The sequence below is a fragment of the Bacillus sp. SA1-12 genome (assembly GCF_000981385.1).
In the GTDB taxonomy this organism is placed as follows: domain Bacteria; phylum Bacillota; class Bacilli; order Bacillales; family Bacillaceae; genus Metabacillus.
In genome coordinates, this window is record NZ_LATZ01000019.1 from 1 (window position 1) to 25,729 (window position 25,729).

The following is a 25,729-nucleotide window of genomic DNA, read 5'->3' on the forward strand; positions in this document are numbered from 1 at the left end:
GAATTATCGTGTTTCACCACAATATCTTGAGAAGTAGTAACTGTGTTTCCGGCATTATCGGTTGCTTTATAGGTAACGGTATAAATACGGTCTTCACTGCCACTTCTTTCAGCGCGTACTAAGAAGTTTGTATCGGATGTACCGAATTCAGCACCTTGTATATCTTGAGTCGTGTTTCCATCGCCTTTTACGTTATCCTTTTGATTACTTACAATCGATACCAATTCATATGAACCAACCCCAGATAAATTGTCGTCTGCTTCGACTGAAGCCTTTATCGGAACTAACTGGTGGTTTCTATCTGTGATAACTGATTGATCAAAAGAAACATTTAAAGTTGGTGCCGTTTTATCTATTTTAACTAATTCACTTTTCACTTCTTCTTCATTCCCGGCTTTGTCGATACTCTTATATTCAATCGTATGAATGCCTTCGTTTTGTAATTCGAATGCAATCGTATACTGGTTCCAATCACCATTATTTAGTTTATATAATGTTTTAGCAACTCCCGATTGATCATCAGTCGCATTTAATGAAACATTGACATCACTAGAGTACCATTCATTAACCTTTGGTGAAGAAGATTGCAGTTCTATTTTTGTTACAGGCGGTGAGCCTATAGTAATATTGTAATTACTTAATTTTTGGTAATCGTAATTACCTTTTTTGTCATATAAATAAATGCGATCTATTTTCCATTCACCTTCACCATTATCCTTCTCAACGTTATAGGTCCCCTCATATTTTCTGGTTGTAGAGTTATAGTTGAGGGGAATCCCTATAAGATAAGCGTTTGGATGAGCGTTTGGATTTATATAATGAACAACTACCCTACTAACCCCTGCTTCATCATCTGTTACATCTGCTGATATCTTAACTTTATCACCAACCGTAGCCTCTTTAGGAGATACTGTAAAACTATGTAATGTCGGTGGTGTATCGTCAAAACTGGTTCCGTATACATTGATACTATAGTTGCTTAAATCTCGGTATTCGTAAATATCATCTTCATTATAAGAATAATATGGATCGCCCTCAAAATAATACTTATTATCTTGGTTATCAATTACACGAATGGTAGTTAAAACCCACTTAACATCACGATCATCCTTTTCAACGTTAAAGGTACCCTCATATTTTCCGGTTGTAGTGTTATAGTTGAGGTCAATACTTTTAGCATAATCAGATTCGTATAGAGTTGAATAATAAACTCTTACATTTTTAACCCCTGTTACATCATTTGTCACATCTACCGAGATTTTAACTTTATCACCAACCGTAGCCTCTTTAGCCGATACTGTAATACTATTTAATGATGGTCGTGCAATCTCCCCTTGTGCAAAGCTTGTTGTTGCTGGAGATAATAAGGATAAAATCAACAATATAACCGTTATTTGTACAAGAAAACTTTTCTTCCAAACTATCATTAACCGTTTCTCCTCTGCTTTATTATTGGGAATTACTATCAAATTACACTTCCACAGCCTCCCTATTCATAATTTAGATCCAATCAAATATAATAAATTTTATTTTTTTTCGAAAGATTCAAAATACATATGTTTACTAAGACTATATTACCAATTAATACCACAAAATCCTTACAGTCTCATACCAACATTAACAAAATATCCAGATTCGTTTGGAAGCATTATTCCATTATCTGGACCTTTAATGCAATAGAGAAGGCTTTTACATTATGCCGACCATAGATTATGGGGTTTTACATAAGAATATCATACAGATGTCAAACGTTTCTTATTTCCAACCATTCATTTTCTAAAATACTCATTTCCCACTGGTTCCAATATTCTTCACCATTTTTCCTGTATCCCTTAACAATCCTTCTTTTATAAAGCCGGCTTTTTCATAACAAGTGATTGCAGATACATTGAAATCAAATATACCAAGACCAACTCTATGTAATTTAAGTTCTTCAAAAGCAATTTTGAGAATTTCTTTTATCATTAGTTGACCTATTCCTTTTCCCCTTACATTTTTATCACCTACTAATACTTTTCTTACTCTGGAGATTCGTTTTTTCTATCAATTTTCCCCAAAGAAATATGACCAATAACATCTCCAGTTTCGCTATCTATTACTTTATAAACCAAAGTATCGGAGTAATTATTATTAGCATTCTCAATGTATTTTTCTAACTGATCAGCATTTAAAGGAAATTCGAATGCAGGACCTCCCCATTGAAGTAAGAATTGAGGTGAATCAATCCAATTAATCAATTGTTTGAAATCTGAACGTTCAAAATATTTCAGTTCAATCATTGTAAAATTTCTCCTCTACCTTGTTTTTTTTTCATTTTATTATGTAATATTTCTTCTTCAACTAAATGGCTCGATACATATAAAAGAACGCAATCCCTACTTTGGAAAAGCGCCCTGAATAATTAAAAAATAACTTAGTACACGATATTTTCGTACAACTTACGGTAACACCGAGAATGCAGCTATTCTACTTTGCGGGTAATTGGCTCGCTGGTCCCCCTTATAGGAAAATATTTTTATGACTGATTAACACTCACCTTTATGTAAGTACCTGAACTAAAAGTGCATACTTACATATTTACAGTGTGCACTTTATTATCAAGATATAAATAATAATTAAGGAGGACAAATCTTTGAAAACTCTTGTTATAGTAACACATCCCAGGATAGAAACATCCGTCATTAATAAGCGATGGGTAGAAGAACTGAAAAAGTATCCGGAAAAGTATACTGTTCACGAATTGTCTAAGGTTTACCCTGATGGAAATATAGACGTGGAAAAAGAACAAAAATTAGTTGAGTCACATGGTAATCTTGTTTTCCAGTTCCCTATATATTGGTTTAATTGTCCGCCTCTCCTTAAAAAATGGTTTGACGATGTTTTAGCTTATGGATGGGCTTATGGTTCGAATGGAGGAGATAAATTAAAGAATCGTAGAGTTGCTTTATGTGTATCTGCAGGAATCAAAAAAGAAGATTATAGTGAAAACGGAAGATATCGGTACACACTTGAACAAATATTAGTTCCATTTGAAATGACATTCCTGTATTGCAATGCAGATTATCGTTCGTTCTTTGCGTTTTATGGTAAAGAAAATGAGCCGGGTGGGAACGAAGAAGAAGAAAATGAGCCGGGAACAAGCGAATTGGAAAAAAGCGCTCAGGATTATTTAAATTTTGTTAACAACCTGTAATAGGAATCTTTATTAAAGCTGTAAAAAAGAAGTATTTTTGTTGAGGAGATACTTCTTTTGATTTATACAAAATAGCTATACCTATCGCTACACATCCTTTAGAGATGGCAAACGGTTTTTCTCTCCCCACTCGCACATCATATTTAACAATGGAACGAGAGAAAGACCACGGTCAGATAATGAATATTCAACTTTTGGAGGTATTTGGGGAAATTCCTTGCGTATTATAAGGCCCTCTGCCTCCAGCTCTTTTAACATGATGCTTAGCGTTTTAAAGGAAATGGTACCGATACTTCGCTTCAGCTCATTATGCCGCATAACCTTATTTTCAGATAGCCAATATATAATGATCATTTTATATTTACCGGCTATTAAGGACAACGTATATCCAAAGCCAGTGTCTTTTAGTTCAACGCCAGTAGGAACACAGGTTTTGCGCACAAGAAACACTCTCCTTTAAGTAAGTATATGAAATAGGCATCCTTTACAATAGATTATTATGCAATCTTATTGCGAAGGATGTAAAGTAAAATCTGCGATAAAATATTGCTATATCCTAATTCGGATAAATTTTAACAAAACACCCCTTAAATCGACTGTAAAAAAACTTCTTCTTTATTCAATTAAATGGACCTTAAATGGAATATCTTTCAGATTATTACTGTTGTAATGATATACAACTTTTATAAATATAAATCATTACTCTTTCATCCTCTTTTCTAATTTCTTAACCTTTGGTTAAGCTTCAAAGCAAAAGCGATCTACTTTCATATTGGTTTGGATCAGTAATATACTGTTTTTGTATCTATAAAAAGAAAGGGAGAGTAGCAATGGGAAAACAAGTATATATTATCCATGGATACGGAGCTTCACCAACTAATCATTGGTTCCAATGGCTAAAAGAAAAATTAATAGCAGATGATAATCAAGTTTTGGTTCTTCACATGCCAAATTCGTCTGACCCCAAGAAAGAAGAATGGTTGGAAATATTAGCTAATAAAATAAAGAATTTAGATAACCATACTTATTTTGTAACACATAGTTTAGGTTCTATCACACTATTGAACTATCTAGATCAATTAGATCCGTTACCAAGCTTTGGAGGCTTTATTCTTGTTTCCGGCTTTTCAAAACCATTATCATCCTTACCTTCACTAAATCCTTTTACAGTTAAAAAAGTGGATTATAAAAAACTAATTTCAGCAACTAATTCACGTGCTGTTATTGCTGCAAAGGATGACTATATTGTTCCTTTTCAATTAAGTCAAAATTTATCAAAACAATTGGATACCTCATTTTATTCTGTTGAAAAGGGTGGTCATTTTCTAGAAGATGATGGTTTCATTACTTTCCCATTGGTTTATGATATTTTAAATAATATGATGGAAAATGTATAAATAATGAGGGTGTCACCTTTTCGTGACACCTTAAAATTAAAAAATGTTCCTTAACAATCTTGCCCAATACATAATGAAGGGCACTTTTTTCTTGCTAAAGAAAAGCGCCCGATTCTTGAATAAAAACAACAACTTAAACTCTAGAGGTGAAACCTACCCCTTCAATAACCGCCATCCGTTTGCAAAAGAGTAAGTGGTGACGTTAAAAGGTAATAAGTTACCTTTTGGACACTGTTAGATAGGAAATGATAAGTTGAATTTTGACCTTAATCCATAATACATTTTTCGCATGATACATCCCCTTGTTTCTTTATTGTTGCAGTGCTTTTAAAATTATACATGTTCAAAAATATGCCAGCACATATAAGAAGTGCCCCGATAATAATACCAACTGTTATGATCTCCCCAAGTTGTAGCCATCCAAATATAATACCTAGAATAGGAACAAACATTAATGCCATAGATGCTTTTGAAGCATCTATTTTATTTAGTACCCAAAACCAAACTACAAATGTAAAGGCAGTTGAGAACAAACCATTAAATAATAGTGATAACACTGCCGCATTAGACCACTCGATTGAATGGTTTGGTTCTAATATTAAATAGAAAATAAATAAAAATATTGTTCCCATAATAAGTTGCCAACCATTCATATGAATAATATCTATATTTTTGAACTTTAATTTGCTAAAAACATTTGCTGATGCCCAACTAAGGGCTGAAAATAATACTAATAACTCTCCAAATACTACTTTTGGATCAAAATTAATAATTTCTGTTCCTAAAATAAATAAAAGACCGACTAGGCCAAATATCAATCCCACCATTTTATAAATAGTAACTTTCTCATTTAATTTAAAATGACTAATAATTGTAACAAATATAGGCATTGTGTACACTAAAACAGAAGTTTTTCCTGAATCAACAAATTGCATACCATAAGTCAATATTCCCATATAACCTAAAGCCATGAACAAGCTCATGATGAGATAGTTTTTAAAATTCTCCTTACCTACTTTAATCCTTTTCCTTTGTATTATGAGAAGGATAAACAAAGGAATCGCCCCAATTAATAAACGTAGAGATGAAAATAAAATCGGGGGGATGTCACTAATTGCTATTTTCATCGTAACCCATGTATACCCCCAAACAAGAGTAACAGAGATTATTCCCAAGAAAACTTTAAACATAATTTAATCCCCTTTCTTCTGAAGTGATTTCATAGTATGTTATATTTATTTATAACTCAAATACATTTATTTTATAGGAGGCATAACTGATTGGTTATGAACATGAATAACCTAAAAATATTTATGAAAGTCGCCGAAAAATTAAATATTACAGAGGCTTCTAAAGATTTATTTATATCACAACCAGCAGTAAGTAAGGCGGTAAAAAATTTAGAAAAGTCCCTCAATATTAAATTATTCATTAGGGATAAACAAAAGGGATTAATGCTTACTGAAGTGGGGAAAGAAATTCTGATTTTGGCGAGACAAATGAAAGTTATTGAGAACAAAATATATCAAGTTGCTGATCGAGAAAATAAACTTCTTAGTGGTAAGATTAAAGTAGGTTCTTTTCCTGCTGTATCAACAAATATTTTACCAAGCACTATCGCATTATTTAGGTCAAAATATCCACTTGTTACTATAGAATTAGTAGAAGGGACATCAAATCAAATAAAAGAATTGGTGGAGGATCGGACTGTTGATATGGGTATCGTTGCCTCTCCCTTTGATCCCTATGAATTTGAAATAATAAACAATGATTATATGGTTGCAATAATTCCTGAAAATCATAGATTAAGTCGAGAAAAAAAGATTGATTTAGAAAAATATCAGAATGAAATTATTTTTTGTAAAGGTGGACATGAAATTGCTATATCAAAAATATTTCAAAAAAATAATATTGAGTTTAAAGAGAACCTAACAGTCCAAAATGCTCAAACTTTAATTAATATGGTCAAAAATAATATAGGTATAGGTATTATTTCGAAATTTACACTTTCTTCTGTGTCTCATAATTTAATTATAAAAAACATTAATCCGAGGATAACCCGTGATATCGGTATAATAACACACTCATTTAATGAGGTAACACCTGCAACAAAAGAATTCATCAACGTTATGATTCAATCTCATAAATCTGAGTCCTTTAAGGTTCAAGAAGTTTCAGATATTGACTAATTAAAAGCTTAACCAAGAAATAAATTTATCTTACAATAGCCAGACTCTTATGAACGTTTGATCCCTTCTAGGGTTCAAAAAAGAGAACCTAAACGTTGAAAGGAGTTGTTTTTTTATTCAACAGAATGGCCCTATAATGGAATAGATAAGTACTAAATGTTTCTTTTTTTTATAGCTATCTATATAATCAACAACCCATTTGTAATTTCACAAATGCATGAAGTTCGGCTGAATTCATGCCCAGGAAGCTGTTTAACTTTTCGGGTTCAGATCACTTTTTGTACTGAAAAATGTGCTCTGACAAATCTTGTTCAGGACTATAATATCTCGTAACTACATGAGCATTCCCCTCATAAGCTAAGGCACACGTATGCTACGAATCTAATGGAAGAAACAAAAGATTTATCATTTGTTATGGAACAACTTGGTCATTCTTCAGAAACAACCGCCTTACTTTATGTCCATACTAGCCAAGAAAAGGCTAAAAGGGCAGCAGAGGCACTTGGTAGAAGAAGATCAAAACTTAAAGATTAATTTTGGAGATAGGAATCATTTACTGGGTAATTATTCTGGTAGTTCTGCAGTTATAGATGCAGCTGTTCATACTATCAATTTAAGGAACTTAAATCAGGAAAAAGCAGGTCTATAACTATTAACCCTTCACTGACCAAGGAATTTAAAAAAATTCAAAGACAACAATTAGAGCATAAGCTATTACTCGGAATACAATATCATGATTTAGGCTTAGTTTTTACTCAGAAAAATGGTAAACCAATTCAATCAACTGAAATGGCAAGAAACTATCGTAAGCTAGTTGAAACGAGTGGTTTACCTTATATAAGGTTCCATGATTTAAGACATACACATGCTACCTTATTATTGCAACAAGGAGTACATCCTAAAGTGGTCTCCGAAAGATAAAGTTATTCAACAATCGGTATAACAATGGACACCTATACATACGTTTTACCAAACATGCCAAAAGAAGCCGCTCACCAATTCGAGCAGCTTATAAAATAAGTATATATACTTCTATAAATTCATGTGACCAATTTGTGACCACAGATAATGATTCTACTTTAAACTATACTAAAATTTCCCTTACTAACTTCAAGGAAATTCCTCAAAAACCCTTATATATCAAGGTTGGCGGGACTGCGTGGGAATCGAACCCACCAGACCTGGCACGCAGGTCTCAAGCAGTTTTGAAGTTTGCTAGCATCTGTTTTTCTAGTTCCTCGATGTTCCCTAAAGTACTGATAAATCAATGTTTCTTGTTATTTCTCGTGATTTCTAATTTTAAAAATTTGGGCACCAAGCATGGCACCAATGCACCTATTACCATCTCTATCTTTTAAAAATGAACCTACATAATAACTGCGTCTAAAAAAATTGTAAATTTCGTTTCTTCCCAATTACTTTGCGATGGATCACTACTCTGGATTTGGCGGATACCCTGCAAAGAGTTTGTGGAGCTCATTCCGATTTTACAACGAAAGCAGGCAAGAAAATGTCAAAATTGTTTTAAAGCTAACTTATACTTACCTGCTGCTCAAAACCTGCTCTAATACTTCATCAGCATTTTTGGCTTCTTTCTTGCCAACTTCTGCATCAAGAACGGATATCAGGCTTCTCATCTGATCCTCTGTTAACCCGGTATTAAAACCAATGTTAAAGTGAGCTTGCAGTTGAGAGTTGACACCCTCTATATTTGCCAAAGCTGAAATGGTTGCGAGTTCTCTGCTCTGATAATCCAAGATGTCTCGTCCGAAAATGTCTCCGAACAGGTGTCCTTTTAAAAACTGATCTATTATTGGCGCAAAGGTATATGTCGGTCCTGTAACAGGTGCTCCGACTAGGCTTGTCTGAATTTCCGTTCCAAGTTCGATACTACTTTTGTTGGTAGGCAGCGGGCTTGCTTCCTTACCTATCTCGTCCTTAATACCATTCGCTTGCCGTTCTTCAATAACTTCCATTAAAGTGTTGATACCATTTAGGCTTCGAGGGAATCCCGCATAAGCATACATCTGAACGAGGACTTCCTTGATCTCATTGACAGTCAATCCTGCATCTAAACCTTCATTGAGTGCAGTTTTTAGTTGTGACAAATCGCCTTTGGCCGTAAATGCCGCAATGGTAACTATATTTTGTTGTTTAGCGTTTAGGGCTAGTACTTCATCTTTCTGTTTTTCATTTTCTATACCGTATTGTTCGTCAGTAACCTTCTCCATCCATTCTGCATTTTTGCCATCTTCAACTCCTGTGAGAGCGATATGTGTCATAGCTTTAGTTGGTGAGGCTCCATGCCAATGTTTAATGCCAGGTTGAAACCAGACCACATCGCCTTCCTGAACCTCCTCAATCGGTCCGCCCCATTCTTGTACCCATCCAACACCTTCTGTGATGATTAATCTCTGCCCTGTCGGATGGCTGTGCCATGCAGTTCGGGCTCCTGGCTGGAACGTGACATAAGCACCAGAATAAGGTTGCGAATCGTTTTCAGAGAATAAAGGTTCAACGCGTACATTGCCCGTAAAATATTCTGCGGGTCCCTTATAGGAATCCTGCGAACCACTTCGAATAATGGTCATTGAATTTTCGTTTCCTTCAGCGGCAATTGTCTGCCCAACAAAACCACTTCCTAGAACGAACAGGGAAAGTGACAAAAACAGTACTGGAAGTATTTTTTTCATTTTTATCTCCTTTTTAATATATTTCTCTCTCTTTGCAGGGCATCCGCCTAATCCAGAGTGCTGATTGCCTTAGAGTCGAATTAATCAAATTACTTTTAACGATTTTTTTTCCGTACTGTAGGTTGAGAATTTGTTTTAACCCTCCTTTCATACAATCAACTTTATCAGTCTGATTTTTTAAAAAAATAACTATTAATTGATTAACGAACAACTGTTTATTATTATAGAGAGTTCATTACAATGCTTACAATGGTTAAATGAATGTAAATCGTTGATTACTCAACAAATCCAATTAATTTGTTGAGTATCTTCGGGAAATTCTACTCACCAAACGATGCTAATAGTAGATAGAAACTCGATCATTAATCGTTTTATAAAGCTAACCAATTAAAAAAGCATTTTCGAATACAAAATAAGATTGAAATAAAAATAGGCTTATGTCATTTGTAAAGAAATAAGCCTAGAAAATCATTAGAATTCCGCAATATAAAAGAGGGAAATCCAAATGAATTTGGTTTCCCTCTTTTAAACGTTTACTCCCTCTGTTTTAAATTACTTACACTAAAAAGTTAGCGTTCTGCTTTTCGCTTTTTTTCATTCTTCTTTTCTATTAGAACGACTTAACCCAACGAGTTTCAATATTTTTTGTAAGTCTCTGTAATAAAGTTCAATAATTATGTTGGTAATATTACAGTAAAACTGGTTCCCTCACCCTCATTGCTAGTGACTTTTATGTTCCCTCCATGCGAGTCTACAATCTGTTTTGCAATGGATAAACCTAGTCCTGTTCCTCCAGTTTACCGGTTTCTTGCTTTATCAACACGATAAAAGCGATCAAAAATATGTGGAATATCTTCTTTTGGTATACCGATGCCATGATCTTCCACGTTAAAAAATACGTTTTCACCGTTATATCCGACATATACCTTAATAGATGATGGACTGTATTTCAGTGCATTATCTTAGGAACAAGAACTTGAACTTATCGATATACTAAAACAAGGTGAAAATCTGGAAGGAATTATTGGTGGTCGATCTGGAAAGAAACTAAAACGAAAGCCTTCCAGTATCTATTGGAACGGCCTTAGGAAATTTGAAATATTTAAATATGAAAACCTTACTCTACATAATTACGTGAAAAGCGTAATTGTGATGAAACGAAATAAGCAAGCCATAAAGTCTCTAGGTGACGAGGAGACAGATGATAGCGATGTTGGAAATGAATATAGCGGGACGTTCTGGCACTGTCTCTTACCTGAGGACGATTGGAAACAAAATCTTCAAATAAAGCTAACTCGACAAGAAGCAGAGTTTTTAAAGCAACGAATTCTCTTATCTTCCAATACAGAAAACAGTCTTTTTGCTGGTAGTTTTTATTATCGGGCTCATACTGATCTTCATGGTACAGTTCACCATAAGCACCTATAGCATATGTAATATCACTTATTGCTTTTTTTCTAACTTTTCAATAGCTTTCAACTACTAATCTCCCCCGTTTAATTACCGTAATATGTAAATCTATTATACTACGTAATATTTCGGCGAATGGATTAAACTGCTATTAAGCATACGGAAACATGTTAAAACTGTACGGTAAGGCATGGCGTAATAATAACGGAATTATAGCCCCTCTAGTTACGGCAAAAATAACGATAAAATTTGCGTGGCAGTTATCGTACTGTATTAGGACTAACCCTCCGCTTTTTAAATTTTTTATAGCAAGGTTTACCTTACTAGGCACCCAATGCTGACGATTACATGCCCCCCGATCCAAAACGATATATATTCCGTATAAAATAACGGGTATATTACACTTAACCTAACGTTCCATACACGCTTATATTAATGCGTTTAAGGTACTTGCTATACTGTTAGTGTTGTCCTTTTAAATACGTCAATAAAGTCCGTTATATCAACGTTTAAACCACGAACAACTACACTAACGTTATGCAATATTTTATACAACGTAGTATTAGCGGTATATGTTCGTGTTGTTTACGTAATGTAAGTGTATATAACGGTGGTAGTTACGTAAGGGCTACGCTATACGCCGTACTGTATGTGTATACGGACACCCCCTAAGTTTAGCGCACCCTGTACACACTAGGCCTGCTTGGCTAATAAATACGGTGTATATACACGTTACCCATACGCTAAACTACCAATATATGTTAACTAGTACACCGAATAAGTTTACTATATTAACGTACACATTAGCCGTATATTTTATCGTTACTAGATACGGTTACATCCGCTGATACCTCTTAATTTAAGCAACTTGCACCGTTAAGCCTTGAAATGTGTTTTACACACATTAAACGTTATTTTAAAGCTAATATAAGTGCTTTACACTACTCTCCCGAAATCAAGTTACTCAATAACCTTTTCTAAAATAATACGTTCTTTAAATCCGCCTCGAGCTTGAATTTTATTCGCCTTACAAGCCAAAACTTTATCCATATCTAAGTTAAATGCATGGGCTATTCCGTCAATTACTTCTAACATATCAGCTAACTCTTCTTCATTAGGCGTTGCTTTAAATTCCTCTAATTCTTCTACTAACTTTTGTAGTAACATCGGCTTAACTTCATCTTCCGTTGCAACGTAAGTATACGGCTCCTTATTAGCTTGTTTAATAATTTGCGGAATCTTATCCCGTATTAACTTGTTATACACTTTAACTGCCATTATTATCGCCCCTTATCCTTTAAATGAAGTCCAAAATTGTCTAACGTGATCTTTTTCAACGGAAATCTGTAATTGATCGTAGTCCTTTGATTTATTTTCAAGCCGTTGTAGTAACGCTTTATTTCGTTCTTCTAGTCGTAAAATATCTTGTTCTAACGGTAAACGGTTAGACTTTTCCGAGTTTTCACCCCTATGGCAGTAAACTAAATTCCATAAATCATCGGAGAACATAAATGACCACGGTATAACATGGTCAACAGACAAATCTTTATCAGCTATTTCTTTACCGCAATAAAAGCATTTACGTATTCCGTCATCAAACATTAAATCTAAATGTTTATGAAACTTTTTTAATGATGCCCGCCTAATATTATCATCGTCTATTGCCCTTACTTTGCGTGAAATACGTGGGCTATAATTAAACCCTTCTAACATTTGTGTCCATCTATAATTAATAACGGTAAATAGGTAGTTGCTATTTTCCTTAAGCGTTAATGCATCGTTTTTATTAAAATAGATCTTTCCCTCTGTTTTGTCTAAGGTGTATATTTCGTATGTCTTTCGCTCAAGGTTTTTAAACCGCCAACAAACATCTTGCTTTAGTGTTTTTGCTATTCTTTTTATGGTAACTTCGTATTTATCCGTTAATTTATATACGGTAAAGTCTATTTTTTCAAACCTAATTGGTTGTACAGTTCCTTTTTTATTAAAAAACTCTTTGATAAGTTCCTTTGTGAACGATATTATTTCAGGTGGTTTTTTAAGATTTGGGCTTTGGATTAAGTCGAAGTAAATTGTTTGATTCCAATAATACTTTAAGCAAAGTTTCGCAATATCATTAAAATCAAAAACAACAGTATCTTCGTTGGTGCTGTCGCTAACATTTAAAGTTAACTCAACCAACGCCTTACTCCACACCATTTTATATGTATTATCATAGCTACAATTTGAAATTAGGTTATGCCATTGTTTAATATAATCAGCCATATTATCACCGCCATTAGTACGTTATTTTAAATTATATCAGCATTCCATATATAGGTGATGACATAAAACCCGTGGGACTTGATCCCGTCAACTAAACAGTTCGTACCCTACTTGTAGAACATGATTGAAGCTGGTTGAGACTTAGATTTCGTATAACAAGCGAAGCTATGACACTATAGGAAGGATTTAGGGGTTACCGGCAATATTATTTAGAGGAGGAGATTTATTAATGAATCCAGTCGTTGGTCTGGATGGTAGCGAAAGGTGAGAGTCAAGTTCAAGCATTCTTGGAATGAAAGAAGCCCTACAAGAAAAGTTTCAAAGTAAAACATGATCTTGACAGATTAGCTAATTTATTAGATTTTATTAGAGAATTAGATGGTGTTGCAGGGGTACGTTCTCCTATTATATTAATATCAACTGGGCACTATCACGCACAAGAACCGTCCCCTTGCTTCCACCCTATACCTGAACGGTCAATATTTCTTGTTTTTCCTTCAATTCTTCATTTATGTTTTCTACACATTTTTCAAACTGCGGCTGTTCTTCTGTTAATAGTTTTAGTATATGTTTTCCAATGGTTTCTTCAGTATGTTTTAAATTGATGCACTGGCCATTTTCAAAAGTAGTCTCTCGTTTTCCATTCATGATTGTTTTTTTCGATTTTGCTAGCCATGGATACATCGTTCTGACAACAGAGTTAATCGAGAGAAAATAGCTTGCCGTATTGCCCCCTAGTAAATTGATTTGTTCCGAAATTTCTGGACTGTTGAGCCAAGTAAGAAATTCAATGGATACTTCCACTTTTTTCGTTGATTTCGTTATCCCTAAAATCCCTCCTCCAAGCAGAGGCGTGTTCCCTGGAACATCGGCAATTCCAATTGAATCTTTAATATTACTTTGCGAGACAACAGATAAATGGTTCATAAATCCAATCACCATTGCCGATTTCCCATCAATAAAGGCTTGTATTTCCTCTCCCCACCAATTTGAATCAATGACCAGAGAATTCCTATAATTATCGTAAAGTAACTTCATGGCATAGATCGCTACTTCTGGGTCCAATTGAATATCTGAGGCAGTGAGAATATCACCTTTTAAGGAATAATACCTGAGCAAATATTCAGCTGCAATGGTCTCAATGTTTCCTGAAATCATCGACGCACCAGCTAATTCTTTTACTTGATCAAATTCGCTCTCATTGAAAAACGTGATTATTTCGTTATATTTTTCAAATGTCGTAGGAATTTTAAGTTCTGATTTAGTTTTTTCAAAGTATTTTCGCTTTACGATGTCATTATCAAAAATATCTTTCCTATAAAATAACATCTGAATACTGATATCAAATGGAACAGCATATGCTTTATCATTTATATTGACGTAAGCATCTTTGAGAAAGCATGGCAATGCTTCAGTAAATGCATCTAATTCTACTTCTAATCCTTGCAGTGGTCGGTAAATTTTCTGCCCATACCAAGAATAACCAGCAATGTCCAGCCTAATAATATCATAGTTTTTCCACTTTTCTTCGTCCTCAATGATTTGAAAAACCTCATTATAGGATTTTATATCAAGATGTACGATGCAATTTGAATTCTTTTCAAAATGCGTAATGACTTTTTTTAGCGCATGCGTTGCTGGTGAATCAATGGTGAGAATCGTAATCTCTGAATGAAAACTTTTATATCGGTCTGGTTTGATTAGAAATCCATAATTTGGATAAACATTGGAATGACTTTTATCCTTTAAATGAATCGTTTGAATGATATTCTTCACGACTCGTTCACCCAAATATCCGAAGTCCTGAAAATAGTACATCATTTCATTGCTGTACATGTTTTTTAATGGTCCGAGTGTTATAATTTTTGGTAAGTTTTGATTTGAACCATAATGAAATGCTTTAACCAATAATTGTGCTTTCGAGACATTTGTTGCAATGATACAGTCGAAGGAAGATTCTAAGACAAATTGAAACGCATTTTCGTATTCATGGGATAATGCGGATTGATATACAGTAACATCCCGATTATCTAAATGTTCTAACAACGAAGTTGTAAAATCATGCTCATTTGAAAAGTTGTCTTCCCCAGTAAACAAGGCAATTTTCCCGGTGATATGTTGATCGATAAATGTTGCAATATCAATCCCAGCCTGATTAAAATCAAACGTGATAAATTCCTGTGCGTTGGCTATATTTCTATTAATAAAAATGATGTCACTTTTACTAATCGGAATATGATCATAATATTCGTTAGCATCATCTAATGCAGAGACAGTGATAATGCCTGCTGGACGCTCTTTAATAATTTCTTTAATAATTTGTTTTTCCTTTATTGGATTGTCATAAGTACAGTACAGCCTAATCTGATAATCTCTGGAACTTACCTCTTTCAAAGCATTTTCGTAAAAAATAGAGTATTCCTCTAATCCAAGACTAGGTAAAATCATAAGGATGGTTTGGCTTTTACCGGAACGAAGCAGCTTTGCATTATTATTAAGATTGTATCCTAATTTTTCAGCCGCTTTAAACACAAGTTCCATTTTTTTTGAACTGACATTTCCTTTGCCGTTTAAAACATTGGATACCGTACCATGAGATACCCCTGCTTCTTTTGCTATATCCAATATGGTCACCATGATTTCCACCACCTCTTCAATTCTAGAAATCTTTTATATCTATCTCATGATTTCAAATTTTAAAATCTTTTAACAATCGCTAAAAGATCCTCGTATGCTGCCTTATTGGAAATTACCCAATCTCCACCTTCCAAATAATTCACATCACTTCCATCAAATTTGGAGACACATAGCCCTAATTCTTTTGCGAAAATCAGCTGAGCTGCTTTATCCCAAGGACCTGCTATCGATGATGCAAATGCTGCAAACTTGCCAGTTATCACATGAATGCTGTCAATACCGCCACAGCCAAAATATCGGATATCAAAGGCCTCCATAGCCAGTCTTTCCAAACATAGTTTGCCGCACCAGTTTCGTACATCTACAGAGACAAGCCCTTCATGTAAAGAAATAGCTGGTGGAGCAGGTAATTTTCTATTGTTTAAAAAAACTCCTTCATTTTCTATCGCGTAATAAACATTATCATTCATCACATCAAAAATATAGCCTAATTTTCCAATATCATTTTCGTAATAAGAAATAAGGATACAAAAATGATCCTGTTGTTTTACGAAATTTGCCGTCCCGTCAATTGGATCGATTATCCATACATGTTCCCTATTCCTATCTCTGAATAGTTCCGTAGATTCCTCACCTAAAATTTGATGAGTGGGATGGTATTCCGTGATTTTCCGGGTAAAGAAATCTTGAACGTTTTTATCGATATTTGTGACTAGATCCTTGCGATTCGTTTTTGTCTCAATCATTAAATGTTCGGCAAACGAGTTACGTATCATATGTGCTGCTTCCTCAAGCCACATTAAAACATGAAAATGGATATCTTGGATAGATTTATTCATTCTGATCCTCTTTTCATTTTTTTAAAATCAGTCATTCTTCTTACTAATGTCTTGTCTATAATTATCTAATAGACTTGGCCAATCGGTTTGAATGATGTCACACCCTTTTTCAACAAGTTTTCCCCAACCGTAAGCAGATCCTTTAATGATTGATTGGTCATCATCATACTTTGCATACAATACTTCCTTATCGTCCAGTACGATGGCATTTAGCCAAATGAATAATTCCTTTTCTTTAATACCACGGATGATATTATCTTGAAAGAATACACTATCCTTATCTTTTGCAATTAATTCCATGCCTGTCAAATTAATATCCTGATAGCTTAGAACTTCATCTATTTCATCTAATTTTTTAATAATTGGCATGTAAGGATACTTTATAGGGTGCTGTTCCAAAATAGATAGGCAACTTTGATTGACTGGGGATTTTAAAATAATTTGATCTGCCATGTCAAACTGATCTAGGAAAGGAAGCAATGTATTCCAATCATCCCAAGAACGGTCTAAATTGAGGAGCATGCCGGTGCCTTTTAAGGTGGTTAGGGCATTATCCAATTTTTCCACTTTATAATTGACAACATGTCCGCCAATATTACGATAGTTTAAAGACTCAATGAACACTGAATCCATTTCCCTGATATTTTTTTCCTGTCCCAGAAGTCTACGCTCATTTCCATCATGAAATATATAAAATTTTCCATCACTTGAGCGAACTACATCTATTTCTAAAATATCAGCACCGGATTGCATCGCTGCATAAAAAGCAGGGAGCGTATTTTCAATGATATTTCCCATGCTACTTCCACGATGGACAGCAATTAAAAAAGGCTCCGTTCCTAATTTCTCATTTAATAGTTTTGTTGTATCATGGTAGTTTTTGTTCCCACTCATAATGTACCTCCATTTTTTAGTTTCCACAATTTAAATTTCATTTCATCAAACTTTTCTTGTTATTTACTTACCTTTGTTCCTCGGCCATAAACAAGGTAAAGAACAATACTTGAAATTACCATTAATAGTACAGTGTAGACAAAGGTTAATGCTCTTGTATCCTGTAACGATTCTGGTGATGTACTGTTTTGTATCGTAATTCCTAACGGCTGATAAAATGGATGACTTAAAAACATCGATAAATTATATTCATCCAACGTTGCATTGAATGTTAATGCAACTAATGCTAAAGCAGAAGGCAAAATAATTGGCAATAACACCTTAAAGAAGGTCCTTATATTGCTTGCTCCTAAATTCTTTGCCGCTTCTTCTAATGAAGTGTCAATGGAATAAAAGGATGCTTTTAACATTCTTAATACGAAAGGAATCTGAACAATAATATAACTGATTAATAATAAACCTACCGTTCCAGTTAATACTTTATTAAACATAACCACATTTGGAATGCTATACGTAATAATCAGACCCATCGCAATTAACACGGAAGGTAACATCCAAGGAATATGAAGAATATATTCGAGTATCGCCGTCCATTTATTGTTATACTTCTGAATCAAACGTGCAATATATAGGATCAACCCTACAACAATGATGGCAGTGAGCGCTGAATAAATGATACTCACAAGAAACGGTTGGTAAGCACTTGCGTTTGTAAATACAGTAATATAGTTTTCTAATGTAAAACTGTCCCATGTTAATTTACCTGTGGCAATCGCCTTGGAATCAGTAAACGAAAATAAAAAGATAAGAACAACTGGTAGTGTATAAAGCACAAATAATACATAGGCCATCATGTGAATCATGACATTGGCAAATTTGTTGTTGATCTTTTGCTTCACTAAACTTGTTTTTACTTTTGAAACGGACATGTAGTTCCCCTTGGATTCTACTTTTGTCATGACTGCAAGTAGAATCATCGAAGCTAACCCTAGAAAAATAGCTAATAAGGCGGCTAAATCTCTGGAACTGACGATACCGGAAAACGTTAATATCATCGGTGTGATCGTTTGAAATTCTCCTCCAACCACTTGTGGTGCTGCAAATGCCCCTAATCCTCCGATAAACTGCAAAATAGTCAAGGCAAAAATGGTTGGTTTTAGAACGGGAAGAATCACCTTTCTTATAATTTGAAAATCAGTTGCCCCCATATTTCTTGCCGCTTCAATCGTTTGAAAGTCTACCTTTTGCAATGCATTTAATAGGAAGATGACATAGTTTGATGTACTAGAGAATGTCATGACAAACAAGACGGCCCAAAATCCCTTAAACCAATTTGGGTTCATATCCGGAAAAATAGATAGCAAGAAATTAGTCACGATTCCTACATCACCATAAATAAACTTATAGCCTGCAACTAATACGATTCCTCCATAAATTAAGGTTGAATAATAGCCAAACCGTAGAAACTTCATTCCCTTGATTTCAAAATAACCCATGATAAATACTAGAAACAGACCAACCATATTCACTGTAATAACCAAGGTAATTGCTAAAATAAAGCTGTTCCATAAACTACTCATTGCACGTTCAGAACGTATCAACTTTTCAAATGGCTCTAACGTAAAGCCACCATCCTGGAAAAACGTTGTGATTAATAGATTGATATTCGGGTAAATCAGGTAGGCGATACATAGCCAAGATAATACAACCCCAATAGCAAGGATATACAGATTGTTTTTTAATTTATACTTATTTTGTATTTGCATCATGTCACCTTCTAATAAGTTAAAATATCAGATGTTTGAAATGCGATTTTTTTTCTACTTCCCACTTCATAATCGTTTGAATTATCTTCCATCTCCATATTTGCGATTCGTTGATCGCCTAACTCATAAGTGACTTTAGAAGAAATTCCGTGATACTCTTTTTCAACAATTTCTCCTTCTAATATCACATCATATTGTTTGACATCGACATTTTTAGTTGTAATTTTTCCTGGTCTGATATAGGCTTTTTTCGTCGGATCGATAGCTACATTACATTCATTTTTTATTCGCTGTAAAAATGATGGCTGTAAGAAGTTGTTGTCGCCGATAAAATTACAGACAAATTCTGTTTTCGATTGATCAAATATTTCCTTTGGTGTTCCAACCTGTTCGATGCTGCCTTTGTTAAATACTGCGATTCGGTCAGACATTGTTAATGCTTCTTCCTGATCATGTGTAACATAAATGGACGTGATTCCGAATTGCGACTGTAATTTTTTTAATTCTCTTCTAAGTTGTTTTCTTAGCTTGGCATCCAAGTTGGATAACGGTTCGTCAAGCACAAGAATTTTTGGTTTTAATACGAGTGCCCTTGCAATGGCAACCCGCTGCTGCTGGCCACCTGATAAGTCAGATACTTTTTTAAAAAGCTGTTCTTCATTTAAATCTACTTTTCTAGCAATCTCCCTAACTTGTTTATCTACTTCGTCTTTTTTGTATTTTTTTAATTGAAGTCCAAATGCTAAATTTTCATATACATTCATAGTTGGAAACAGTGCATAGCTCTGAAATACCATACCTATTTCTCGGCGCTCTACAGGAATATCGTTTATTCTCACTCTATTCACCAGGATGTCGCCCTTTGTTGGTTTGATAAATCCAACTAAACTCCTAAGCGTCGTTGTTTTCCCACAGCCTGATGGTCCCAGAAGTGTAAAAAACTCTCCTTCTTTAATTTCAAGATTTAAATTGTGAATAGCTGTGAAATCACCAAATTTAATCTGAATATTTTTGAATTCAATCATCTTATTCCCTCCGCTAGTATTAGAAAAGTGAACCTTGGTTTTTAATCAAAAACCAAGGCCAATTAATCTTACATATTTATTGAATTTCTAAGGTGATTTTTTCAATCCAAGCGTCGATATTTTCAGTAATGAATTCCCAATCCATGTTTTGTTTTTTCACGGATTCATGTAATGCTATTACCTCTGGATTTGCTGATTTAGCTGCCTCTATATTCGTTGGCATAGAGTTAAATTCTTTTGCCCATTCCGCTTGTACTTCAGCACTTCCAAACCAGTTGATAAATTCTTCAGCTACTTCTTTTTTCTTCGTTCCTTTCACAATCGCAACTTGTTCTGTAACATACGGAACACCAATTTCAGGTGATACAATACCTGCTTTCACACCATATTCTTCTTCTCTTTGTTGAATTCCGCTTGAGAACATTTGACCAAATGGAGTAGTTCCATTTGCTAAGTTTGCATAGAAATCAGTACCTTCTGTTGCAGGAGTCCCATTGTCAAAGAATTTCTTAATTTCTTCCCAGCCTTCATCCGAAATACCAAGTTCACCATTTAGATCCTGGTGACGTACTAAAATACCTGCAATAACAGTTCTAGTTGTGTCCCCACCTAAACCAGTTGGCACTTCATATAAGCCGTGAAAAGCTTCGTTTTCCCATAATTCTGGCCAGTCAGATGCAGCCGTTTCTTCCGTGTATAAATCAGAATTATAGATTAATAGAATTGCTTGTTTCACTAATGAATGGTAGTAACCTTCAGGGTCGCTGGTCCCCTCTTCTACTTCGTCTGCCCAAACAGGGGTGAATGTTTCAAGGACATTTTCATTTTTTAATGCAATATAGTTCATTTCATTTAATCCATAAACAACGTCTGCAATTGGGTTTGCTTTTTCTGCAATTAATTTATTTCGAATGTCTCCTCCACCTGCTTCCACGATTTCAATTTCAAATCCTTGTTCAGCAGCTTTTTCCTTCAACCAATCTCCACGACCATCCGATGCAGAATTTGTATAGACTACTAGAGATTTATTTTTTCCTTCCGTAGCTCCCTTGGAGGATTCTTGATTCCCCCCACAAGCTGTTAAAACCATACTAAAAACAAGTGCAACGATTAACAACCACGATTTCTTCATGAAAACTGATCTCCTCTTTTGTTTTTTTGAACGTGTCAATTTTGCCTTTCGTGGTTATTATATAAGCTGTTTTTTTTTAGAACAATAGCATTTACAGATTCTTATAAAAATTAATATAGGCTTTACAAATTGAAAAAAATGTTGAAAATAAGCGTAAAAAATAGTTTTATTCTTATTATTGGAACGTGTCAAATTAAGAGTTTGCTGTTTTGTAAATATTGTAAAGACCTTTATTTTTCTACCTCTATCCTCTACCGACATACTCCAGAATTCTACTCTTAAAAAAGCCCTTATATAAAGGATTGAAGCGCTTTTTGTTAAAATGTCACCATGATTTTAACTCCTCACTAAAAAAATCCATCTAAGCCCAATTTTTTTGCCATCTTTTTATAGACTATTCTAGATTTCTATATAATTGGATTGTCTAAAACCATTTAAAGACACCAGTGTCAATTGACATACATAGTAGTATTAAAGTATATACGTAAGCGACAAATAGTCCCCACCTGTTTAAAGGTCGGGACTGAAGTATTATTTAGATAACTTATTAAAAACCATACAAGAAACTGGTAAAGTTGTTGACCAAAGTAGAAATTAGTCTAAGACATTTCCATTTGTCATATCCAGAATTTGATGAGAACGGTCAAGTTGAATCAACAACTACATATAATGATGGATCAATGACTACAGTAGAACCCGAAACTAATCCTTTCCCTGTCCTAGATGATGGTGGCAAGTATGAAGATCCAAGTAGAATTCCTGTAACTGAGCCGGGATTAAGCTACTCATTAATTGATACTTTTACTGGAAGTTCAAAATACCTTGATACATTAAATGAATGGGTTTACCAATTTGGAGCAGCCCTTATTCCTGGCTTACTAACTAAGAATGTATGGGCGGGCGCAGCAGGTTCAGCAAGCTGGAACACATTCTTAAAGCCCTCAGCAACAAAGTATTATAAAACCTGGATCTATGAAACAAGCGACCATTATTATCTCTGTGTTATTATTGAGGAGTTAGGCTTTTTACATTTGTCTATCTTACGTTGTAAATTCATATTTCCTTACTAATTACACTTTATAGATGTTTATAAAAAGAAATTAAATTTTTGGACGTTTTTGTTGATTAACAATAAAGATGTTTAAAAAGGATATTCAACTTATTCCATTAAAGGGCCATGATTGTTGAATAACAAAAGCAAGCATTACATAATTTTTTACATATAATTCCATGTTGATATTTGAATATATGGAGGATATATATAGAATGATTAGTGAAAAATTACAAAAGGATGTCATTGTTGTTGGTGAAGGACCAGCTGCTTCTATAAAAAAGATTACAATATTAGAATAGAAATTCAGTTCTTTTACTCATTAGCGAGTAAAGGGATTTTTTTATGTACAAAAAATCCTCACTAGAAAGTGCAATTCCTATTTGTATTTAGCGATTTTAATACTATTGCCGAAACGGGAAAAAGTAATACAGAAATGGTGGGTCAGATGCTGAATACGAGTATTTATTTTTAGCAAAATATAAGGGATCTTCCCCCCCACTTTCGATTAGATCTATTCAAGATTTAGTAGGAAGTATACAAAAGCATTTAATACTGGAAATGTTAACATGTCCCCTCATAAGCTAAGGCACACGTATGCTATGAATCTAATGGAAGAAACAAAAGATTTATCATTTGTTATGGAGCAATTAGGACATTCATCTGAGATAACTGCTTTACTTTATGTCCATAATAGCCAAGAAAAAGCTAAAAAATCAGCAGAGGCACTTGGTAAAAGGAGATCAAAACTTAAGATTAAACTTGGAGATAGTAATTTTACTCATTTTAATTATCTGGAAGTATAGAGGTCAGGGGTTTGAGCCCCCTATGCTCCATCTAAAAACGAAAGAGGAAAAACCTTACCTTGACATATAAGGTTTTTCCTCTTTTTTTATTTGTTCTTCAAGGTTACAAACAATCCGCTGAAAGTTAATTTCATCTAAATTTAAAAAATATTTATTGCTTTTACGATGTATTAGAACAAGCATTATTAAAATACTCGTTCTAACTTTATTATTTTTCATAGTCTTAATTCATGACCAACCCTAATCTTTCATATTGTTCAGGTGGAGCATCATGATCTTTCATTAATCGAATCATATGTTGTTGCATTTTGCTTTCAACCTCTGTATTTTTTAAAGGAATTTCTTGTTTTGGATCATTTTCTATATCAAACAGAAGATGTGCTAATGAGTCCTTACTTTTGTCTATGAAACTGAAACCTATTTTCAAAACGGAACAACCTTTAGTGAAATCAAATGGCTCTACTAACACAATCTGATTATAAAAATATCTTAATTATTTGGTAACACGATTACCGTTAATTATGCCTTTGCCTTTCCTATTCGTTAAGTGATTAACCAATTTTCTTATTAAATTTTGCTCGTCCTAAAAGTATATATACTCGAATTAGTTTTAATTCGTGAGCCCTTACATCTTCTTCTTTTTCATACTCCCCAACAAATCGGTATTCAATTTTTCCTGATTCCATTAAAGCTATATGTTCCTTGTTTCTTCTATTTACGTTTTATAACGCTTACATTATTGTGCACGCTTGTTTTGTGGAAAGGAAGATGTAACAGACTTTTTCCCATAATTGCGGAATTGATGCTCCAGCTGTTCAAGTGTAAACCCTTTTGTTTCCGGCAGGAATTTAGTTACGAATGTGATCGCTAAAACACCTAGTCCGACGAAAATATAAAATGCTCCTGATAAACCGAGGTTTTCTAAAAATACTGGAAATAGGAATCCGACAAAGAAATTCGCTATCCATAAGCATAAAACTGTTACTCCCATACCGAAACCGCGTATTTGCAGTGGGAACATTTCAGACAGCATCAGCCAGGTTACCGGCGAAATAGCTGCTTGCTGGAAAGCAAGGAATGTAACGGTTAAAGAAAGAACAATATATGGAAGTACTACTGAACCTTCTAACATGGATGAGAAAATAGCAATCAACAATAAAGAAGTTGTTGTACCAGCAAGTCCAGTGATTAACATTGGACGGCGCCCGACTTTTCCTAACAGCCAAATCCCGGTCGCTGCGGCCAGCACTGAAATAACCCCGTTAGCTATGTTTCCTACTAGTGCCGCTTCTGTACCAAATCCAGAGTCTTTCAAGATTTCTGTTCCGTAGTACATAATAGAGTTAACACCAGTGATTTGCTGAACGATACCAATCCCGATTCCGATAAACAGGATACGGCGAATCCAAGGTGTAGCAAGGTCTTTAAGTCCTGCTTTCTTCATATCTGCCTCTTCTGCAAATGTAGCTTTGATCTCCGCTAGCTCTGCTATTGCCTCGTCGCCCTTCCGAATGCGATTCAGCGTGTTAAGCGCCTGGTCGTTTTTCTGTTTCGATACGAGCCAGCGTGGGCTTTCCGGCACACGCATCATACCAATAAACAACAGGACTGCCGGTACTGTGGCGATCGCTAACATGTAGCGCCATATCCCATCTACATGTCCCATTGTTGTACCCAGAATAGCGTTAAATACAAAAGCTAAAAGCTGGCCGCTGACGACCATTAAATCATTGATTGTAACAATACGGCCTCGGCTGTCTGCCGGTGACATTTCTGCTAAATATGCAGGAACTGTAACCGAAGCACCACCGACGGCCAACCCAAGCACAAAGCGGGAAACAACCATTACGTTAACATCTGGCGCAAGTGTACAGCCTAAAGTACCAGCTAAAAAGATAAATGACAACATTAAAATGGTTTTTCTCCGCCCGTATGAATCAGCTAAACGTCCACCAAACAGAGCGCCAATGGCTGCGCCCAGCAGAAGCACACTTGCCACAAGTCCTTGAGTGTAAGCGGTTAATCCTAACTCTTCCGTCATATATGGAAGTGCTCCGTTGATTACGCCTGTATCATAACCGAAGAGAACTCCACCTAAAGTAGAGATAACAATGACTTTACGTAAAAAAGATGATGGGGCTGCTTTATTGTACATTTATTTGTGCACCTCTTTTCATATCTCCACGCGTGCAGACAATGATTCGTCTTAGTTTCTCCTAACGATCAATGCATACTCAAGTGGGAGTAACGGGTGGATCCTGTTCTGCTTCGATCACGATCCACCCGTTATATCTATGCTTTTCCAATACATCAAATGGCTGTCTGAAATCAATGATGCCTTCCCCAGGTACTGTAAACAAGCCAGCTAGAAACGATTCTTTAAAAACTGTCATGTGTATGGACGGTAGTCAAGCTAATATACAATTTTCATT

Annotated in this window: 22 protein-coding genes and 5 pseudogenes; 9 read left to right on the top strand and 18 right to left on the bottom strand. The window is 34.8% G+C overall.

The window, feature by feature from the left end; all coding sequences use genetic code 11:
* Together WQ54_RS12470 and WQ54_RS12475 are read right to left on the bottom strand one after the other, a co-directional pair.
* A pseudogene (locus tag WQ54_RS12470) lies at positions 1-1,427 on the bottom strand (hypothetical protein); the annotation flags it as partial.
* Positions 1,428-1,744: 317 nt separating this feature from the next.
* A pseudogene (locus tag WQ54_RS12475) lies at positions 1,745-2,279 on the bottom strand (GNAT family N-acetyltransferase).
* A gap of 353 nt (positions 2,280-2,632) precedes the next feature.
* On the opposite strand from WQ54_RS12475, the gene WQ54_RS12480 reads away from it, so the two are divergent.
* The gene (locus WQ54_RS12480; RefSeq protein ID WP_046517028.1) at positions 2,633-3,193 is read left to right on the top strand and encodes an NAD(P)H-dependent oxidoreductase; all 561 of its coding nucleotides are present in this window, start codon (positions 2,633-2,635) and stop codon (positions 3,191-3,193) included.
* A gap of 87 nt (positions 3,194-3,280) precedes the next feature.
* Here WQ54_RS12480 and WQ54_RS12485 read toward each other — a convergent pair whose 3' ends face one another.
* The gene (locus tag WQ54_RS12485) at positions 3,281-3,634 is read right to left on the bottom strand and encodes a helix-turn-helix domain-containing protein (RefSeq protein ID WP_046517030.1); all 354 of its coding nucleotides are present in this window, start codon (positions 3,632-3,634) and stop codon (positions 3,281-3,283) included.
* A gap of 389 nt (positions 3,635-4,023) precedes the next feature.
* Between WQ54_RS12485 and WQ54_RS12490 the strand changes: the two genes are divergently transcribed.
* A complete protein-coding gene (locus WQ54_RS12490; protein WP_046517032.1) occupies positions 4,024-4,590 on the top strand; it encodes an alpha/beta hydrolase in 567 nt (188 codons plus the stop codon).
* 266 nt (positions 4,591-4,856) lie between these two features.
* On the opposite strand, the gene WQ54_RS12495 is transcribed toward WQ54_RS12490, so the two are convergent.
* Positions 4,857-5,780 (bottom strand): DMT family transporter, encoded by a 924-nt coding sequence (locus WQ54_RS12495; protein WP_046517034.1) that lies wholly within the window; start codon positions 5,778-5,780, stop codon positions 4,857-4,859.
* Between the two features lie 90 nt (positions 5,781-5,870).
* Between WQ54_RS12495 and WQ54_RS12500 the strand changes: the two genes are divergently transcribed.
* The 4 genes and pseudogenes from WQ54_RS12500 to WQ54_RS35630 all read left to right on the top strand — a co-directional run bounded on the left by WQ54_RS12500 (position 5,871) and on the right by WQ54_RS35630 (position 7,700).
* A complete protein-coding gene (locus WQ54_RS12500) occupies positions 5,871-6,779 on the top strand; it encodes a LysR family transcriptional regulator (protein ID WP_046517036.1) in 909 nt (302 codons plus the stop codon).
* A gap of 354 nt (positions 6,780-7,133) precedes the next feature.
* Positions 7,134-7,313, top strand: a pseudogene (locus WQ54_RS32585) (tyrosine-type recombinase/integrase); the annotation flags it as partial.
* Positions 7,282-7,428, top strand: a complete 147-nt coding sequence (locus tag WQ54_RS34270) for a hypothetical protein (protein ID WP_197089595.1) — start codon at positions 7,282-7,284, stop codon at positions 7,426-7,428. The pseudogene WQ54_RS32585 and the gene WQ54_RS34270, both read left to right, overlap by 32 nt.
* Positions 7,429-7,442: 14 nt before the next feature.
* Positions 7,443-7,700 carry a tyrosine-type recombinase/integrase gene (locus WQ54_RS35630; protein WP_231597521.1) on the top strand — a complete coding sequence of 86 codons (258 nt, stop codon included), beginning with the start codon at positions 7,443-7,445 and terminating at the stop codon, positions 7,698-7,700.
* A 620-nt stretch (positions 7,701-8,320) separates the two neighbouring features.
* Here WQ54_RS35630 and WQ54_RS35450 read toward each other — a convergent pair.
* Positions 8,321-9,472: a carboxymuconolactone decarboxylase family protein gene (locus tag WQ54_RS35450; RefSeq protein WP_046517040.1), complete on the bottom strand. Its 1,152-nt coding sequence runs from the start codon at positions 9,470-9,472 to the stop codon at positions 8,321-8,323.
* Positions 9,473-10,146: 674 nt separating this feature from the next.
* Positions 10,147-10,434: pseudogene (locus WQ54_RS32595) on the bottom strand (sensor histidine kinase); the annotation flags it as partial.
* A gap of 190 nt (positions 10,435-10,624) precedes the next feature.
* Here WQ54_RS32595 and WQ54_RS12515 point away from each other — a divergent pair.
* Positions 10,625-10,900, top strand: a complete 276-nt coding sequence (locus WQ54_RS12515) for a hypothetical protein (RefSeq protein WP_046517042.1) — start codon at positions 10,625-10,627, stop codon at positions 10,898-10,900.
* A gap of 942 nt (positions 10,901-11,842) precedes the next feature.
* Here WQ54_RS12515 and WQ54_RS12520 read toward each other — a convergent pair.
* The 8 genes from WQ54_RS12520 to WQ54_RS12555 form a co-directional block, all read right to left on the bottom strand.
* Positions 11,843-12,160 (bottom strand): nucleoside triphosphate pyrophosphohydrolase, encoded by a 318-nt coding sequence (locus WQ54_RS12520; RefSeq protein ID WP_046517044.1) that lies wholly within the window; start codon positions 12,158-12,160, stop codon positions 11,843-11,845.
* Positions 12,161-12,172: 12 nt separating this feature from the next.
* Entirely contained in the window at positions 12,173-13,147 is a 975-nt protein-coding gene (locus WQ54_RS12525; RefSeq protein WP_046517046.1) for an HNH endonuclease domain-containing protein, read from the bottom strand.
* A gap of 462 nt (positions 13,148-13,609) precedes the next feature.
* Positions 13,610-15,784, bottom strand: coding sequence for an extracellular solute-binding protein (locus WQ54_RS12530; RefSeq protein ID WP_046517047.1), 2,175 nt, complete (start codon positions 15,782-15,784; stop codon positions 13,610-13,612).
* 59 nt (positions 15,785-15,843) lie between these two features.
* Positions 15,844-16,623, bottom strand: coding sequence for an inositol monophosphatase family protein (locus tag WQ54_RS12535; protein WP_046517049.1), 780 nt, complete (start codon positions 16,621-16,623; stop codon positions 15,844-15,846).
* A 27-nt stretch (positions 16,624-16,650) separates the two neighbouring features.
* Positions 16,651-17,517 carry a glycerophosphodiester phosphodiesterase family protein gene (locus WQ54_RS12540; RefSeq protein ID WP_052737768.1) on the bottom strand — a complete coding sequence of 289 codons (867 nt, stop codon included), beginning with the start codon at positions 17,515-17,517 and terminating at the stop codon, positions 16,651-16,653.
* Between the two features lie 59 nt (positions 17,518-17,576).
* Positions 17,577-19,283 (bottom strand): iron ABC transporter permease, encoded by a 1,707-nt coding sequence (locus WQ54_RS12545; protein WP_046517051.1) that lies wholly within the window; start codon positions 19,281-19,283, stop codon positions 17,577-17,579.
* Between the two features lie 11 nt (positions 19,284-19,294).
* Positions 19,295-20,308 (bottom strand): ABC transporter ATP-binding protein, encoded by a 1,014-nt coding sequence (locus WQ54_RS12550; protein WP_046517053.1) that lies wholly within the window; start codon positions 20,306-20,308, stop codon positions 19,295-19,297.
* 76 nt (positions 20,309-20,384) lie between these two features.
* Complete coding sequence (locus WQ54_RS12555; RefSeq protein ID WP_046517054.1) at positions 20,385-21,440, bottom strand: extracellular solute-binding protein; 1,056 nt, start codon at positions 21,438-21,440, stop codon at positions 20,385-20,387.
* A 578-nt stretch (positions 21,441-22,018) separates the two neighbouring features.
* Here WQ54_RS12555 and WQ54_RS12560 point away from each other — a divergent pair.
* Both WQ54_RS12560 and WQ54_RS12565 read left to right on the top strand, forming a co-directional pair.
* Positions 22,019-22,510: a hypothetical protein gene (locus WQ54_RS12560; RefSeq protein WP_156177915.1), complete on the top strand. Its 492-nt coding sequence runs from the start codon at positions 22,019-22,021 to the stop codon at positions 22,508-22,510.
* Between the two features lie 550 nt (positions 22,511-23,060).
* A complete protein-coding gene (locus WQ54_RS12565) occupies positions 23,061-23,297 on the top strand; it encodes a tyrosine-type recombinase/integrase (RefSeq protein WP_046517058.1) in 237 nt (78 codons plus the stop codon).
* 223 nt (positions 23,298-23,520) lie between these two features.
* Here WQ54_RS12565 and WQ54_RS12570 read toward each other — a convergent pair whose 3' ends face one another.
* The 4 genes and pseudogenes from WQ54_RS12570 to WQ54_RS33575 form a co-directional block, all read right to left on the bottom strand.
* Positions 23,521-23,724, bottom strand: coding sequence for a hypothetical protein (locus tag WQ54_RS12570; protein ID WP_052737769.1), 204 nt, complete (start codon positions 23,722-23,724; stop codon positions 23,521-23,523).
* A gap of 124 nt (positions 23,725-23,848) precedes the next feature.
* Positions 23,849-23,983 carry a hypothetical protein gene (locus WQ54_RS35275; protein ID WP_269431570.1) on the bottom strand — a complete coding sequence of 45 codons (135 nt, stop codon included), beginning with the start codon at positions 23,981-23,983 and terminating at the stop codon, positions 23,849-23,851.
* A gap of 50 nt (positions 23,984-24,033) precedes the next feature.
* Positions 24,034-25,452 (bottom strand): sugar porter family MFS transporter, encoded by a 1,419-nt coding sequence (locus WQ54_RS12575; protein WP_046517060.1) that lies wholly within the window; start codon positions 25,450-25,452, stop codon positions 24,034-24,036.
* A 51-nt stretch (positions 25,453-25,503) separates the two neighbouring features.
* Positions 25,504-25,681: pseudogene (locus WQ54_RS33575) on the bottom strand (myo-inosose-2 dehydratase); the annotation flags it as partial.
* Positions 25,682-25,729: the final 48 nt, after the last annotated feature.

Bases quoted from the DNA above. Each gene is read 5' to 3' on its own strand.
- WQ54_RS12490 (WP_046517032.1), top strand. From the start codon at position 4,024: ATGGGAAAACAAGTATATATTATCCATGGATACGGAGCTTCACCAACT.
- WQ54_RS12495 (WP_046517034.1), bottom strand. From the start codon at position 5,780: ATGTTTAAAGTTTTCTTGGGAATAATCTCTGTTACTCTTGTTTGGGGG.
- WQ54_RS35450 (WP_046517040.1), bottom strand. From the start codon at position 9,472: ATGAAAAAAATACTTCCAGTACTGTTTTTGTCACTTTCCCTGTTCGTT.
- WQ54_RS12515 (WP_046517042.1), top strand. From the start codon at position 10,625: ATGAAACGAAATAAGCAAGCCATAAAGTCTCTAGGTGACGAGGAGACA.
- WQ54_RS12520 (WP_046517044.1), bottom strand. From the start codon at position 12,160: ATGGCAGTTAAAGTGTATAACAAGTTAATACGGGATAAGATTCCGCAA.
- WQ54_RS12525 (WP_046517046.1), bottom strand. From the start codon at position 13,147: ATGGCTGATTATATTAAACAATGGCATAACCTAATTTCAAATTGTAGC.
- WQ54_RS12530 (WP_046517047.1), bottom strand. From the start codon at position 15,784: ATGGTGACCATATTGGATATAGCAAAAGAAGCAGGGGTATCTCATGGT.
- WQ54_RS12535 (WP_046517049.1), bottom strand. From the start codon at position 16,623: ATGAATAAATCTATCCAAGATATCCATTTTCATGTTTTAATGTGGCTT.
- WQ54_RS12540 (WP_052737768.1), bottom strand. From the start codon at position 17,517: ATGAGTGGGAACAAAAACTACCATGATACAACAAAACTATTAAATGAG.
- WQ54_RS12545 (WP_046517051.1), bottom strand. From the start codon at position 19,283: ATGCAAATACAAAATAAGTATAAATTAAAAAACAATCTGTATATCCTT.
- WQ54_RS12550 (WP_046517053.1), bottom strand. From the start codon at position 20,308: ATGATTGAATTCAAAAATATTCAGATTAAATTTGGTGATTTCACAGCT.
- WQ54_RS12555 (WP_046517054.1), bottom strand. From the start codon at position 21,440: ATGAAGAAATCGTGGTTGTTAATCGTTGCACTTGTTTTTAGTATGGTT.
- WQ54_RS12565 (WP_046517058.1), top strand. From the start codon at position 23,061: ATGTCCCCTCATAAGCTAAGGCACACGTATGCTATGAATCTAATGGAA.
- WQ54_RS35275 (WP_269431570.1), bottom strand. From the start codon at position 23,983: ATGGAATCAGGAAAAATTGAATACCGATTTGTTGGGGAGTATGAAAAA.
- WQ54_RS12575 (WP_046517060.1), bottom strand. From the start codon at position 25,452: ATGTACAATAAAGCAGCCCCATCATCTTTTTTACGTAAAGTCATTGTT.